We start from the raw sequence: 14,654 nt of genomic DNA, 5'->3' as shown, positions 1-14,654 counted from the left end.
GAATCTGTCCTTCGATTGCTCGTGAAGTGGTCGCCGACCGGCTGATGCTGTCCATGGGCTTCTCGCCGGCGTCGCACGACGGCCACTCCCGAAAGGGTTGCGTCTCAGTGTCCTGCCGGATGAGGAAGTCCTCTAGGGACTTTCGTCACCATTGCCGCAGTCGCGGACGCTGCGCGGGCCTGCGGGAGACCGCCCGCGCCCGGGCGTCAGAGCCAGAGGCGAGGGCGCAGGAGCATCCGGACCGGCATGGATCCGAGAAGCTCCCGCTCCTGCAACGGGGTGGTCCGTTCGTCGAGGAAGTCCAGGATCAGATCCGCGTCCAGTGAGGCGAAAGCGGCCCGCATGAACCGGACGGCCGAGTCGGGGTCGTGGAGCCACATCCGGAGGACGGGCTTGTCGTAGAAGTGGAAGCGCCGCGACGACCTGGGGCTGCGCGGCGAGCCGGTCGCGGCGAGCGATGAGGCGACACGCTCGGCCTGGTGCAGTATCCGGGTGAAGCCGTACCCGGTCGTGGCCTTGATGATCCCGGAGGCCGTGCCGACGTACAGGTGCCGGCCCCGTGACGATGGGCGATGGAGGCCGAGCGGGATCGCACCCCGTTGGACGGTGATCGTGGAGAAATCGCTCACTCCGCACGTCCTGCGCAGATAATCCGCGGCCGCCGCTTCGAAGGGCCAGCCCATGGCCGGTGCATCACCGCGTGTGATCCTCGTGGTCTCCACGAAGGCCTCTCGGGTCGACACAGGCAGGAGGCAGTGGAAGCGGACAGGATGCTCCCCGGCGCCTGGCCCGAAGTCCATGAAGGTTGCTACTGACGGGTCGAACGATTCCTGGGCGGTCCGGACCCGCCGGATCTCACCGGTCATGAGCAGGGGAGGAGTCGCCCCGGACGGCGGGGCGGTGCTGTCGAAACAGTGCGCGGCGGTGAACGATCGGCCGTCGGTGAGCACGACCGAGACCCGATCGCCGTGAGCGCGGATCCGAGCGGTGTGGGCGTCGAGTCGCGTGATGCGTGGATCGGCATCGATCACCTGATCCAGGCAGTGGAAGATCCTCTGCGAGGAGGTCAGTGACAGCGTATGGCGGTCGAGCGACAGGGTGCGCAGGCCGGCAGTGGTATCGACGGCGAGCGTCGTATAGCTCGCTGCCGGGGTGAGCGGCAGGGGCAGCACGCCGTCGTACCAGTAGACGATGGAGCGGTGGTGGTACCGACGGCTGTCGTCGACGAGGAGGATCCGTGCGTCGTCGAGGCCCGGTTGTTTGCCGAGGAAGTAGGCGAGACTCCGACCGGCGAGACCCCCGCCGGCGAGGATGATGTCGAAGTCCGCTGGTTCGGGACTCACGGTGATCCGCGTCCGTGATCACCCGGCGGACCCGCTGCTCGCCCGGGCCCGGACGCACCGTCGATGCCCGGGGGAGCCGTGACCGGAGCCTCAGGCGTCCGCGTCTTCAGCCACCTTGTCCTCTGCCACCTTGCCGTGAGCCGCGTCGTCCTCTGCCGCAGTGCCTTCGGCACCCTCGTGGACGACGAGGACGGGACAGTGGGCATGGGAGACACAACTGGCGCTCACCGAGCCCAGGAGGAGTCCACGGAAGGATCCGTGACCTCGCCGGCCCACGATCAGCAGTGCGGCGTCGCGGGAGGCCTGGACGAGGGCCTTCCCGGGGTGGGCGAACACCACGGTGGTCTCCAGACCGCGCGGGACCTTCTCGCCGTAAGCCTTGCTGACCGCATTCTTGAGATGGATCTTCGCGGCGTCGGCGAATTCACTGGTGCCCAGTGGAACGTATCCGGGGTACTCGGCCGGATAATCCCACGCCGCGACCGCCAGGATGGTCGCATCGAGGGCAGGTGCCAGGCGCGCGGCGTACCTCAACGCCTCGACGGACTGCTGCGAACCATCGACGCCGACGACGATTCGGGAGGCGGCTGCTGTGCTCATGGGTTTCTCCTCGGGGCTCGCTGCGATCAGGCCAGTCCTGCTGCCTGAAGCGTGCCTACCGGGGGGGAACGCACGATAGGGTCTTTCGTCCCATGGGGGAAGCGGGGCAGACCGGTTCTGCTGGTCGGAGAGGGGTTCTCGAAGAGTTACTTGACATAATGTAGATTATCGGCGCTTTACCGTGTCCTGCCGGAAGGGGGTGGCAGCACCATTGTTCCCACCTCCATGTGTCAACTATTATTTACGGATGGAGGTGGACAGGATGACGTCACTCGTCGGATCGATGGACGGCAAGGGACCGGCCGAGGCATTACGGATCCTCGCCGAGCTCCAGCGGGAGGTGGCACGCCGTGAAGCAGGCCTCGTCCGCAGTGCCCGCCAGGCCGGACTGTCATGGGAAGCCATAGCGCAGAGCCTCGGGGTGTCCAAGCAGGCCGTCCACAAGAAGTACGGCCGGCGGTAGCCGGGACGGATCAGCCCCTACGCTGATGCCATCAACAAATGTTGACAGCCTGACACGATCAACTTATGTTGATGGTGTGGACCTCACCCCGACGCCTCCTCCCGAGAGACCAGCGGACGCACTCGCCGCCGTCGTCGCCCTTCGACGGCTCGCGGCGTCCCTCGAGCGCTCCGCGGTCGACGAGGCCCTGGCCCAGGGGTGGACATGGGCCCAGATCGGTGGCGCACTGGACCTCAGCGCACAGGCGGCGCACAAGAGACTCTCCCCCGGCCATCGCCGACCCGCCGACGACTGAACAGGATGATCATGGGCATCAGGACCGCAGTCTCCGACGTCTCCTTCATGACGTCGCTCTTCACCGCCGCGGAACGCATCGCGCACGAACTGGGAGACCCGGTGATGGGTGCTGAACACCTGGTCATCGCGGCACTGGACCGCGATGACCTCGACCGCTCCGACCTCGCCTCCCTCCCGCTCGACGCACCGCGTCTCCGCGACGCCGTCATCGCCGTGCATGCCGACGCCCTGGGCTCCCTCGGCCTCGAGGGGACCAGCACTCCCATCCACGACCATCCGCGCGGCGTCCTGCACAGTACTGCGACCGCGCAGGCGGTGTTCCAGGACGCCCGCAGAAGCGCCCGGAAACGGCGAGTGGCCCTGCGCGCCGTCGACATCGTCGCGGCGGCCGCACGGCTCGACCACGGGACCACCGCACGGGCCGTCGACCGCCTCGGCATCAGGCGCGCCGATCTGGAGGCCCTCGGGCGGTAGGACGTGGGCGGGCGCCGCGTGCGCCCCGGGACGAGCCCGGACCCTACGTGGCGGCGGGTCGTTCGTTCGGCGGCCTGCATGCCATGACGTCCGCCGCCCGCTACCCCGAGGAGGTGGCCCTGCCGGTACTGGTCGACGCGGTCGGTGAGCGCGGCACTAGGCCTTGACGTACTCGGCCAGGTGCTGCCCGGTCAGTGTCGAGCGGGCGGCCACGAGCTCGGCCGGCGTGCCTTCGAAGATGATCGTACCGCCGTCGTGGCCGGCTCCGGGTCCCATGTCGATGATCCAGTCCGCGTGGGCCATGACGGCCTGGTGATGCTCGATGACGATCACCGACTTGCCGGCGTCGACCAGGCGGTCGAGCAGGCCCAGCAGGTTCTCGACGTCGGCAAGATGGAGTCCCGCGGTGGGCTCGTCCAGGACCAGGATGCCGCCCTTCTCCCCCATGTGGGTCGCGAGCTTCAGCCGCTGGCGCTCGCCGCCCGACAGGGTCGTCAGGGGTTGCCCCAGGCTCAGGTACCCCAGCCCGACGTCGGACAGCCGGTCGAGGATCGCCGCAGCGGCGGGCACCTTCGACCCGCCGGCCCCGAAGAACGCCGCGGCGTCGGACACGGGCATCGCCAGGACCTCGCTGATGTCCTTGCCGCCCAGTGTGTAGTCGAGCACCTCGGCCATGAACCGTTTGCCGTCGCAGACCTCGCAGGTCGTCGCGACACCCGCCATCATGGCCAGGTCGGTGAAGATGACGCCCGCACCGTTGCAGGTGGGACACGCGCCCGCGGAGTTGGCACTGAACAGAGCCGGTTTCACGCCGTTGGCTTTGGCGAACGCCTTGCGGATGGGCTCGAGCATGCCGGTGTAGGTGGCCGGGTTGCTGCGCCGGGAGCCTTTGATGGCCGCCTGGTCCACGGCGACCACGCCCTCCCGCCCGGAGACCGAGCCGTGGATGAGCGAGCTCTTGCCGGATCCCGCCACGCCCGTGACGACGCACAGGACGCCCAGCGGGATGTCGACGTCGACCTCACGCACGTTGTGTGCCGTCGCCCCCCTGATCTCCAGCGCACCGTGCCGCGGCCTCACCGAGGCCTTCAGGGCGGCGCGGTCGTCGAGGTGCCTGCCGGTGAGGGTGCCGCTGCGGCGCAGGCCCTCCAGGGAGCCCTCGAAGCAGACGCTCCCGCCGGCGGTGCCCGCACCCGGACCGAGGTCGACGACGTGATCGGCGATCGCGATCATCTCGGGCTTGTGCTCGACCACCAGCACCGTGTTGCCCTTGTCCCGCAGGCGCAGCAGCAGGTCGTTCATGCGCTGGATGTCGTGCGGGTGCAGGCCGATCGTCGGCTCGTCGAAGACGTACGTGACATCGGTGAGCGAGGACCCGAGGTGGCGGATCATCTTGGTCCGCTGGGATTCGCCTCCGGAGAGCGTGCCCGACGGACGGTCGAGGCTGAGGTAGCCGAGCCCTATCTCGACGAAGGAGTCCAGGGTCTCCCCCAGCGCCGACAGCAGCGGCGCGACCGACGGTTCGTCGAGCGCCCGCACCCAGGCGGCGAGGTCGCTGATCTGCAGCGCACATGCATCGGCGATGCTGATGCCGTTGATCGTCGAGGATCGGGCGGCCTCGCTCAGCCGGGTGCCGTGGCACGCGGGGCAGGGGGTGAAGGTGATGGCGCGGTCCACGAATGCGCGGATGTGCGGCTGCATCGACTCGCGGTCCTTGGACAGCATCGACTTCTGGATCTTCGGGACCAGGCCCTCGTAGGTGATGTTGATGCCGTCGACCTTGATCTTGGTCGGCTCCCTGTAGAGGAGGTCCTTCAACTCACGCTCGGTGAACTCACGGATGGGCTTGTCCGCGTCGAAGAACCCGCAGCCGCCGTAGATCCTCCCGTACCAGCCCTCCATGCTGTACCCGGGGATGGTTAGCGCTCCCCCGGCCAGAGACTTGGCGTCGTCGTAGAGCTGGGTGAGGTCCACGTCCGTCACGGCCCCCATGCCCTCGCAGCGCTGGCACATCCCCCCGGTCACGGTGAAGCTGCGGCGCTCCTTCACGGTGGTGCCGCCGCGTTCGATCGTGACGGCGCCGGCCCCGCTGATGGAGGCGACGTTGAAGGAGAAGGCCTGCGGTGAGCCGATCCGGGGCTGTCCCAGCCTGGAGAACACGATGCGCAGCATGGCGTTGACGTCGGTGGCGGTTCCCACGGTGGACCGGGGATTCGCGCCCATGCGCTCCTGGTCGACGATGATCGCGGTGGTCAGGCCCTCGAGCACGTCGACGTCGGGCCTGGCGAGCGTCGGCATGAAGCCCTGGACGAACGCGCTGTACGTCTCGTTGATCATCCGCTGCGACTCGGCCGCGATGGTCCCGAAGACCAGGGAGCTCTTGCCCGAGCCGGACACGCCCGTGAAGACGGACAGCCGCCGCTTCGGGATCTCGATGGTGACGTCCTTCAGGTTGTTCTCCCGCGCACCCCGGACCCGGATGAGGTCGTGGCTGTCCGCCACGTGCGCTGCCGCATGCTCGACGTCGGTGGTGATCGTGCTCATGGTGCCTCCAGTATCCGTAGGGCCACCCGTGCAGCCCGGTACCCGTGCGGGACGTCACGACGCCCGGACGGGCTCCGGGCGGCACCTCCGATTGTCGGTCCTCCCGGTGGACCGGGCAATGGGCCGGGTGCCCGTCCCTGTCCGCGTCTGTGCTTTGCTGGAGGGATGACCGCTGACGCGCCACGTACCCATGCTGCCACCTCCCTGCCGCGGGAGACGATCGCAGCCCACGTCGAATCCGTGCTCGCCGCGGACCTCCCGCCGATCGTCGCCGCAGGCCACCCGGTCCTGCGCCGGCCCGCGCAGGACTACGACGGGCAGCTCGACGACGACACCCTGGCCCAGCTGATCGACACCATGCGACGCGTCATGCACGCCGCACCGGGGGTCGGCCTCGCCGCACCGCAGATCGGCATCCCCCTGCGGATCGCGGTCCTCGAGGACCAGGGATCCGCCGATCCGCTGGTCGCCGCGGCGCGGTCCCGCGATCCCCTGCCCTTCACCGCTCTCATCAATCCGCGTTACGCAGCCGCTGGTGACAGGCTCGACGCGTTCTACGAAGGGTGCCTCTCGGTCCCCGGCTACCAGGCCGTCGTCGAGCGTCCCCACAGCATCGAGGCGACCTACACGCATCCCGACGGTGGGATCGTCACCGCGGGGTTCGAGGGCTGGCCGGCGCGGATCGTCCAGCACGAGACCGACCATCTCAACGGGAGGCTCTACCTCGACCGGGCGATCCTGCGTTCACTCACCGCCGACGGGGAGCACGGTCGATGGACCCAGCCGACGATCGACGAGGCGCGGCGGGGCCTCGGCTTCTGACCCCGCCGCGCAGCGCTCCTATCCGGCCGCGGTGACCGAGGGGTTCGCCGTCGTGGGCAGGTACCTGGCCCACCAGCGGAGGATGTGGTCGAAACGCTGCCTGCGGTGCCACGGCGACCCCGACCGGGACAGTTCATGCGTCTCCCCGGGGAACACGAGCATCTCCGTCTCCACGCCCTGCTTCTTCAGGGCCGTGTAGTACCGCTGGGCCTGCTCGATCGGGCAGCGCAGGTCCTCCTCGGAGTGGATGACGAAGGCGGGCGTCCGCACGTCGGCGATCTTCGCGAACGGGTTCTGGCCCGCGACGTGCTCCGGATCGGTGCCGGTGTACGCCTCCGAGAAGAACCAGCCGATGTCGGACGACCCTACGAACGACGGCGGATCGAGGTAGCCCCGCTCCACGATGGCCGCCTGGAAGCGGTGGTCGTTCGCGATGGTCCATGCGGTCAGGTAGCCGCCGTACGAACCGCCCATGACGCCGAGCCGCTCCCTGTCCAGGCCGTCGAAGTCGGCGAGCGCGCCGTCGACGTAGGCGAGGACGTCGTCGAGGTCCACGGTGCCCATGGCCTCCTTGATCACCCGTGCGTGGGCCTGTCCGTAACCGGACGCGCCGCGCGGGTTGCACAGCAGGACCGCGTAGCCCGCTGCCGCATACACCTGGGCCTCGTCGAAGTACCCCCAGCCGTACTGGGCGAACGGGCCGCCGTGGATGACCAGGAGCACCGGGTGCGGCCCCTCGCCCTCGGGAAGGACGACCCACCCGTGGACGGGCGTGCCGTCGGGCGCGGAGTAGGTGCGTTCCTGCAGCTCGCCGACGCGCGTGTCGGCACGCAGGGCCGCGGAGAAGTCGGACAGGGTCCGCAGGGAGCCACCCTCGACGACGGCGACGTCGCCGGACGTCGAGGGGTCCGTGTAGGACACGACGACGGTGCTGCCGGTCGATGCGGCGCCGGTGACGACGGTGGGCCCGGTGACGAGGGTCTCGGACACCCCGTCGGTGGAGACGCGCAGGAGCTCACCCATCCCGCGGGAGCGGTTGAACACCAGCACGGAGTCCGGGCCGTCGGGCGTGATCTCCTGGACGTCGCCGAAGTCGATGGTCTCCGGATCGGTCAGGCGCCGGACGCCCTGGGGGTCCTCGAGCGGCAGGACGTACAGGGCCGTGTTGCGGGCGACGAAGTCCAGGCCCGACGGCGAGAGGTCCGAGGCGAGGAAGAACAGCGAGGCTCCGTCGGCGCTCGGGCGCGGCGCTCCGCAGCCGAGGCGCGTGTCCCCGCCCTGGTTGGTGAGCTGCCGTGGATCGCCGCCGTCGAGGGCGATCGAGTGGACGTCGGTCACGAGCGTCGAGTCCGCGTCCGGCCGGAGCGCGGCGGTGAAGAAGATGCGGTCGCCGTCCGCGGAGAATGCGGGCTCCGCATGGTCGGCGTCGGCCGTGGTCAGCCGGGTAGCCCTGGGGACGGCGCCCTCGTCCTCGAGGGCGCCCGGTCCGTCGGCGTGCGGCTGCTTCAGGCGGCCGACCGCCGCGACGAAGGGTTCGGCGTCCAGGTCCGGCACAGCGACGGTGAACAGCTGCGAACGCTTGTCCGTGACGTAGCCGAGGCCGTTCATCCGGTACTTGTACTGCGTGACCAGCCGCGGGTCCTCCAGACCGGCACCGACGCCGTCGAGCGTCCCGTAGCGCCCGTGCTCGGGCACGCGCGCGGCGAAGACCACCCTCTGCGAGTCCGGGGAGATGTCGAACCCGCTCACGCCGAGGGGCTGGTCGGTCACCTGGACGGGCTCTCCGCCGGAGGCGCGGACGGCGAACAGCTGGGGCTTGCCGCCCGGCGCCGCGCGGAGGAACAGGAGGAGTCCGCCGTCGGGCGAGTAGCGCGGTGCGGTGTCACGGAAGCCGCGCGTGAGGCGCCGGCGACGGGGGGAACCGCCGTCGAGCGTGATCTCCCACAGCTGGCCGACGTAGGAGTCGGCGCGGAGGTCCGGGCGGGTCGCTGCGACGACGAGGCGCGTACCGTCCGGGTGGAGTGTCGGAGCGCCGGTGGTGGTCAGGAGTTCTATCTGGTCAGGTTTCACCTCCTGATCAGACCCGAAATAGTGGCCTGAGTCAACGGGTGGCCTGAGGATGCTGCCTAGGATGGAACGATGCCCGCACTCCCCCAGCACCTCCTCACCTGTCCGGTCTGCGCGCTCGCCCTGCAGGACGTCGGCCGCACCCTCGCCTGCGAACGCGGGCACCGCTTCGACGCGGCGTGCCAGGGCTACGTCAACCTGCTGACGGGCAGGGGCTCCCCGTTCGAGGGCGACACCTCCGGGATGGTCGAGGCCCGGGAGGCGTTCCTGGACTCGGGCCACTACGAGCCGCTGCGCCGGTCGGTGGTCGCGGCCGCCCTGCGGGACGCGGAGGCGCCGGCGGTGGCGCTCGACGCCGGGGCGGGTACGGGGTACTACCTGGAAGCCCTCGCCGCGGCGGTGCCCGGCCTCTTCCCCGTGGCGCTCGACCTCTCGAAGATCGCACTCCGCCGTGCGGCACGCCGCCTCCCCGGCGGTGTCAGCATCGTGTGGGACGTCTGGCGACCGCTCCCCCTGGCGGACGCGTCCGTGGGCGTGCTCCTGAACGTGTTCGCGCCGCGCAACCCCGGGGAGTTCGTGCGGGTGCTCGCACCCGGCGGCCGCCTCGTGGTCGTGACGCCGCGGCCGGGCCACCTCGCAGGACTCGAGGAGGTGGGTCCGCTCCTGTCCGTGCCGGCCCAGAAGGCCGACGACGTGCTGGCTGCCTTCGCCGGCGCCCTCGTGGAGACCGGGCGCGAGGACCTCGACTACACCATGTCCCTGCCACGGGACCTCGCCCGCTCGGCGCTCGTGATGGGCCCCGCGGCACGTCACCAGGGACCGGGAGGCACGACGACGCCCCCTGGGCAGGCCGCCCCGCTGGAGGTCGCTGCACGCTTCACCGTGCAGGTCCTTGCACGGCCCGGGCACGCCGGTCGACGCGCCGGATGCACTGCGGTACCCGGCGACGGCACGGGTGGGTAACAACTCCGGCATCGGATCCACCGATCCCTAGGTTATGTCGGGGCTGTTTGCCATGATGGGACCAGCGCCTGTGTCAGGCGCGCCAAGGGAGGGGTTGCTCGATGGACTGGATGATCGCCAACGGCTGGATCCTGTGGCTGGTCCTGTTCCTGGGACTGGCCGTCGTGGAGACCCTCACCCTCGACCTGCTGTTCATCATGCTCGCCGTCGGGGCGCTGGCCGCCCTCGTGGCCGACTTCGCGGGCGCCGGGCCGGTCCTCCAGATCGTCGTCTTCGCAGTCGTGTCCCTGCTCATGATCCTGCTCGTCCGGCCCGTGGCGGTCCGCCACCTCAAGAGGGGGCCGGCCGACCAGCTCAACAACATCGACCGCCTCGTGGGCGCGGCGGCCATCGCCCTCGAGCCCGTGACCGCGCACTCCGGCACCGTGAAGATCGGCGGTGACACGTGGACGGCACGGTCGGCCGACGGCGCTTCCCTCCCGGCCGGGACCCGTCTGGCGGTTGCGAGGATCGACGGGGCCACGGCCGTCGTCGAGCCCGCGCTCGAGCGCCCCGCCCCTCCCGTCGCCGACCTGTGAATGCGCGCCGCCAGCTGTCACGCTCTCCGGTCCTACGGCCGGGCGGAGCGCACCACCACAACAAAGGGGATACATGAACGCCTCCGCCGGAACGATCGGGGTCACCCTCGTCCTGATCGTCCTCATCATCTTCGTCCTGGTCATCCTCGTGAAGGCCGTGCGGATCATCCCGCAGGCGCGCGCGGGCGTCGTCGAGCGCCTCGGCAAGTACCAGCGGACGCTGAATCCCGGACTGACCGTCCTGATCCCGTTCGTCGACCGGCTGCTGCCGCTGCTCGACCTCCGCGAGCAGGTCGTCTCCTTCCCGCCCCAGCCCGTGATCACCGAGGACAACCTGGTGGTCTCCATCGATACGGTGGTCTACTTCCAGGTCACCGACCCGCGCGCAGCCACCTATGAGATCGCCAACTACATCCAGGCCGTCGAGCAACTGACCACGACCACCCTCCGGAACGTGGTCGGCGGGCTGAATCTCGAGGAGGCCCTGACCTCGCGCGACCAGATCAACGGCCAGCTCCGCGGGGTCCTCGACGAGGCGACGGGACGGTGGGGCATCCGGGTGGGACGCGTGGAGCTGAAGGCGATCGACCCGCCCCACTCCATCCAGGACTCCATGGAGAAGCAGATGCGCGCCGAGCGCGACCGCCGCGCAGCCATCCTCACCGCCGAGGGCACCAAGCAGTCGCAGATCCTCACTGCGGAAGGTCAGCGCCAGGCCGCGATCCTCGCGGCCGAGGGTGACGCGAAGGCGGCGATCCTGCGGGCGGACGGCGAGGCGCAGGCCATCCACAAGGTGTTCGACGCCATCCACAAGGGCAATCCGACGCAGAAGCTCCTCGCCTACCAATACCTGCAGACCCTCCCCAAGCTTGCCGACGGCTCCGCGAACAAGCTCTGGATCATCCCGAGCGAGGTCGGCGAGGCGCTGAAGGGCATCGGCAACGTCCTCGGAACCACGACGCCCGACTCACCGTCCGACGGACCGGAGCTCATCACCCGCGATTGAGCGGGCCCGCGGGGACACGGTCCGGGAGCCCGGACGGTGGATCCCCAGTGGCGGTGGGTCCCTGCCTGTATAGTTAGGTGTTTACCCGTGCGCCCGGGAGGAACAACCCCGGGGCATGCGGTGTTGATACAGACAGCTTCCGCGCCGCCGTCCGGCGGCGGTGGTCCCGGACTGTGTCGGCGGCACGGGCCGGTCGATACTTCCGGTGAAACAGCAGCGGCAATGGTCCCCGGTGACGGGGGCAAGGGTGACTAGGAGAACAACATGAGCGATCGCAGCCTGCGTGGCATGCGCCTCGGTGCGCAGTCGATGGAAACGGAGTCCGGCGTCGAGCCTGCTCCCCGGCAGCGTGTGGAGTACCGGTGCGAGGATGGCGAGCGGGTCTTCGTGACGTTCTCCTCCGAGGCCGACATCCCGGCGACCTGGGTGTCGAAGACCGGCAAGGAAGCCCTCCTCGTCAACGGCGAGAAGCCCGACACCTCGAACGACAAGCCCGTGCGTACGCACTGGGACATGCTCCTCGAGCGGCGTTCGGTCGAGGAACTCGAGCAGATCCTGCAGGATCGCCTGACGATCCTCCGCGAGCGTCGCGGTGAGCGCCGGTCCGCGTAGACCGGACCAGCTCGCACAAGAAAGGCACCCGCTGCGGCGGGTGCCTTTCTTGTGCTGTCGTCCCCGGTCTCAGGCCCGGCCGCGGAGCGTGGCCCAGCGTGCCCCGAGCCCCCATCGGGTCACGTTGGCGATCGCCTCGAAAACGATGTTCCCGCTCATCTTCGAGTCACCGAGTTCCCGCTCCACGAAGGTGATCGGCACCTCGACGATGGTCAGGCCCAGGCGGGCGACCCGGAAGGTCATGTCGACCTGGAATCCGTAGCCCACGGAGTCCACTGCCGAGAGGTCGAGCGCCTCCAGCGTGGAGCGGCGGAAGACGCGGAACCCGGCGGTGATGTCACGGACCCGCAGGCCCAGCATGAGCCGGGAGTAGGTGCTCCCGCCGCGCGACAGGAGCTTCCGGTGCAGGGGCCAGTTGACGACGCTGCCTCCGCGGACCCAGCGGCTGCCGATCACGAGGTCGGCGCGGTGCACCGCGTCGAGGAGGCCCTGCAGCTGCTCGGGCTTGTGGGAGCCGTCGGCGTCCATCTCGACGAGGACGTCATAGTCCCGTTCCAGGGCCCAGCGGAACCCGGCGATGTAGGCCGCGCCCAGGCCCTCCTTACCCCTCCGGTGCAGCACGTGCACCTGGCCGTCCGCTGCGGCCGCGCGGTCTGCGAGGCCTCCGGTACCGTCCGGGCTGTTGTCATCCACGATGAGGACGTCCGAGGCCGGGACGGCGGCACGCAGGCGGGCCAGGGTTCCCGGCAGCGACTCGATCTCGTTGTAGGTGGGGATGATCGTGACGACTCGCACGCAGGTGGGGCCTTTCCATCGGGGTGCGCATCGCGCAGGGGATGCTCCGGACGCGGAGCCAGTCTGCAAGTATAGGCGACGGCCGCTGGGCCTCCGGGCAGGGCATTCGGGCAGGTCCCCACACCTTCGTACCGGTGCCCGCACGAATGCGGCCACCGTTTTCTACTGGCGTGTGGACCTGCCCTTGAATGCCGGCTCCGATGAGATGGGCAACGCGCGCCAGAAAGAAGGCCGATGCGCTGCGCTTGTGCGGAGACGAGCCAGGTTCCCTCCCGCAGGAGTTCCTCTAACCCGTTCTCACGAGCTTACGTGCTGTGGAGGACGTGTCAACAAGCCCCTGACCTGCGGAAACGTGTTCCGGTGCAGGTCAGGGGGCTGTTTCTTCCTCCGATGGATGTGGGGTGCCGGGCTCCGGGTCAGGCGTCCGCGAAGCCGTCCGCGGCGTAGAGGCGGTGCCCGTCGTGCACGGTTTCCAGGCACTCCGGTGCGTTCTCGGTATCGAGGGCCGGCAGCAGCGGCGTGCCCGCGCGAGGATCGGTGCTCCAGGACTGCACCCGGTTGTCCGGGGTCTGCACCATCAGTTCGTCGACCTTCCAGATCGCGAAGGAAGCGGGCGTCCCCGGCGCGAGCTGTCCCATCATGGGGCTGCGGCCGGCAAGCCGCCAGCTCGCGCGTGTATGGGCGATGAACGCGGCCCGCGCCGAGATGTTCTCCAAGGCGTTGCTGTGACGGAGGCAGGCCCGCACCGAGGCCCACGGGTCGAGCGGGGTGACGGGACTGTCGGAGCCCAGTGCCACGAGCACACCCGCGGACAGGAGCGACGCGAAGGGGTTCATGCCCTGGCGTCGTTCCCCCAGGCGCTGGGCGTACAGGCCGTCCTCGGCGCCCCAGAGAGCATCGAACGCGGGCTGGCCGCTGACGGCCACGCCGTAGTGGACCAGCGCGGCGATCGCGGCGTCGTCGGCGAGCTCCACGTGCTCCAGACGGTGGCGGGCGCGGCGGACCTCCTCCACGCCCAGCTCCCGCGCGGTCCGCTCGAGACCCCGCAGGACGACGTCGAGCCCGGCGTCCCCGATGACGTGGAAGCCGGCCTGGACGGTCTCGGCCGTCGCGGCGAGCAGGTGGCCGGCGACGGCGTCCTCGCCCAGGTAGAGCGTGCCCCGGCTTCCTGGCGCGTCGGTGTACGGCTCTCGCAGCGCGGCGGTGCGGGATCCGATCGACCCGTCGACGTTGAGGTCTCCTGCGAGGCCCGCGAGCCGGCCGCCGAAGTCCTGCATGAGCTCGCGGACGTCCTGGGGCGAGGACGTCAGCTGCGCCCAGTAGGGGATGACCTCGGGCAACGGCAGTTCCCGTGTCGGGCCGTCGATCGAGAGCAGTGTCTCGAGGTCCTCGACGGGCGCGATGTGCGGGGCGGCCATCTCCGTCAGCGCGACGTAGCCGCGGGACGCGGCGTGGAGCAGCGCCGCCTGCTGGTAGGTGCGCCGCTGGTCCGCCGACAGGCTCCGGGTGGCACGCCGGGCCGCCTCGTGGGCATCCCGGACCACGAATCCGTCGTCCCAGCCGTCCGTGCCCGCGAGGCCGAGGCCGGCCGCGAGCGTGCCCGAGACGGCGGCCGAGTGGATGTCGGCGCGCACGAGGTAGACGAGGGCGCCGTTACCGGCGCGGTCGAGCTCCCCGGCGGTCGGCACCCGGTTCTCCGGCCACCGGGACTCGTCCCAACCGAATCCGAGGATCGTGGAGGCGCCCGAGGACGCCGCCGCGGCCACCGCGTCGAGCAGTTCCTGCAGCGAACGGCACCCCGTGAGGTCGATCGAGCCGAGGGCGATGCCCGTCTCGGTGGTGTGCGTGTGGGCGTCGACGAACCCCGGGGCGATGAGCGCGCCGTCGAGGTCCACGGTCCGGACGTCCGGGCCGGTGAGGTTGGCGGCGGCGTGCTCGGTGCCGACCCACGCCACCGTCCCGCCGTCCACGAGCATGGCGGTGGCGAAGGGGTCGGCGGGGCTGTAGACGGACCCGTTGCGGTACAGGACGGGCGTGGGGCGCTCAGGAGGTGGCATGGCGGTGCAGGGAGGCTTTCTGTGGAGGGGGTG

At 70.0% G+C, this 14,654-nt stretch carries 14 protein-coding genes; 8 read left to right on the top strand and 6 right to left on the bottom strand.

Annotation, left to right across the window (positions count from 1 at the left end):
- Nucleotides 1–206: 206 nt before the first annotated feature.
- Nucleotides 207–1,343, bottom strand: a complete 1,137-nt coding sequence (locus IWX63_RS13075) for a lycopene cyclase family protein (protein WP_199278599.1) — start codon at nt 1,341–1,343, stop codon at nt 207–209.
- Between the two features lie 90 nt (nt 1,344–1,433).
- The gene (locus tag IWX63_RS13070; protein ID WP_199278598.1) at nt 1,434–1,943 is read right to left on the bottom strand and encodes a universal stress protein; all 510 of its coding nucleotides are present in this window, start codon (nt 1,941–1,943) and stop codon (nt 1,434–1,436) included.
- Nucleotides 1,944–2,190: 247 nt separating this feature from the next.
- On the opposite strand from IWX63_RS13070, the gene IWX63_RS13065 reads away from it, so the two are divergent.
- The 3 genes from IWX63_RS13065 (at nt 2,191) to IWX63_RS13055 (ending at nt 3,177) form a co-directional block, all read left to right on the top strand.
- Nucleotides 2,191–2,406 (top strand): AsnC family protein, encoded by a 216-nt coding sequence (locus tag IWX63_RS13065; RefSeq protein ID WP_199278597.1) that lies wholly within the window; start codon nt 2,191–2,193, stop codon nt 2,404–2,406.
- A 76-nt stretch (nt 2,407–2,482) separates the two neighbouring features.
- Complete coding sequence (locus IWX63_RS13060) at nt 2,483–2,701, top strand: hypothetical protein (protein WP_199278596.1); 219 nt, start codon at nt 2,483–2,485, stop codon at nt 2,699–2,701.
- Between the two features lie 11 nt (nt 2,702–2,712).
- A complete protein-coding gene (locus IWX63_RS13055) occupies nt 2,713–3,177 on the top strand; it encodes a Clp protease N-terminal domain-containing protein (RefSeq protein ID WP_199278595.1) in 465 nt (154 codons plus the stop codon).
- Nucleotides 3,178–3,333: 156 nt separating this feature from the next.
- Here the strand turns inward: IWX63_RS13055 and IWX63_RS13050 are convergent, their stop codons facing one another.
- Nucleotides 3,334–5,721 (bottom strand): ATP-binding cassette domain-containing protein, encoded by a 2,388-nt coding sequence (locus IWX63_RS13050; RefSeq protein WP_199278594.1) that lies wholly within the window; start codon nt 5,719–5,721, stop codon nt 3,334–3,336.
- 165 nt (nt 5,722–5,886) lie between these two features.
- On the opposite strand from IWX63_RS13050, the gene IWX63_RS13045 reads away from it, so the two are divergent.
- Nucleotides 5,887–6,543, top strand: a complete 657-nt coding sequence (locus IWX63_RS13045) for a peptide deformylase (protein WP_199278593.1) — start codon at nt 5,887–5,889, stop codon at nt 6,541–6,543.
- An 18-nt stretch (nt 6,544–6,561) separates the two neighbouring features.
- Here IWX63_RS13045 and IWX63_RS13040 read toward each other — a convergent pair whose 3' ends face one another.
- The gene (locus IWX63_RS13040) at nt 6,562–8,613 is read right to left on the bottom strand and encodes a S9 family peptidase (RefSeq protein WP_199278592.1); all 2,052 of its coding nucleotides are present in this window, start codon (nt 8,611–8,613) and stop codon (nt 6,562–6,564) included.
- 69 nt (nt 8,614–8,682) lie between these two features.
- On the opposite strand from IWX63_RS13040, the gene IWX63_RS13035 reads away from it, so the two are divergent.
- From IWX63_RS13035 to IWX63_RS13020, 4 genes are all read left to right on the top strand, one after another.
- Complete coding sequence (locus tag IWX63_RS13035) at nt 8,683–9,573, top strand: putative RNA methyltransferase (RefSeq protein ID WP_199278591.1); 891 nt, start codon at nt 8,683–8,685, stop codon at nt 9,571–9,573.
- Nucleotides 9,574–9,674: 101 nt separating this feature from the next.
- On the top strand, nt 9,675–10,151 hold the full coding sequence (locus tag IWX63_RS13030) for an NfeD family protein (RefSeq protein ID WP_199278590.1): 477 nt from the start codon (nt 9,675–9,677) through the stop codon (nt 10,149–10,151).
- 73 nt (nt 10,152–10,224) lie between these two features.
- On the top strand, nt 10,225–11,157 hold the full coding sequence (locus IWX63_RS13025; RefSeq protein WP_199278589.1) for an SPFH domain-containing protein: 933 nt from the start codon (nt 10,225–10,227) through the stop codon (nt 11,155–11,157).
- A gap of 264 nt (nt 11,158–11,421) precedes the next feature.
- A complete protein-coding gene (locus IWX63_RS13020; RefSeq protein ID WP_104179673.1) occupies nt 11,422–11,769 on the top strand; it encodes an RNA polymerase-binding protein RbpA in 348 nt (115 codons plus the stop codon).
- 69 nt (nt 11,770–11,838) lie between these two features.
- On the opposite strand, the gene IWX63_RS13015 is transcribed toward IWX63_RS13020, so the two are convergent.
- Both IWX63_RS13015 and IWX63_RS13010 read right to left on the bottom strand, forming a co-directional pair.
- Complete coding sequence (locus IWX63_RS13015; protein ID WP_199278588.1) at nt 11,839–12,564, bottom strand: polyprenol monophosphomannose synthase; 726 nt, start codon at nt 12,562–12,564, stop codon at nt 11,839–11,841.
- Nucleotides 12,565–12,980: 416 nt separating this feature from the next.
- Nucleotides 12,981–14,621 carry an amidohydrolase gene (locus IWX63_RS13010; RefSeq protein WP_199278587.1) on the bottom strand — a complete coding sequence of 547 codons (1,641 nt, stop codon included), beginning with the start codon at nt 14,619–14,621 and terminating at the stop codon, nt 12,981–12,983.
- Nucleotides 14,622–14,654 lie beyond the last annotated feature (33 nt).

This window comes from Arthrobacter sp. CAN_A2 (assembly GCF_015752045.1).
Taxonomy (GTDB): Bacteria; Actinomycetota; Actinomycetes; order Actinomycetales; family Micrococcaceae; genus Arthrobacter_D.
This window is presented reverse-complemented; position numbering and strand designations above follow the sequence as displayed.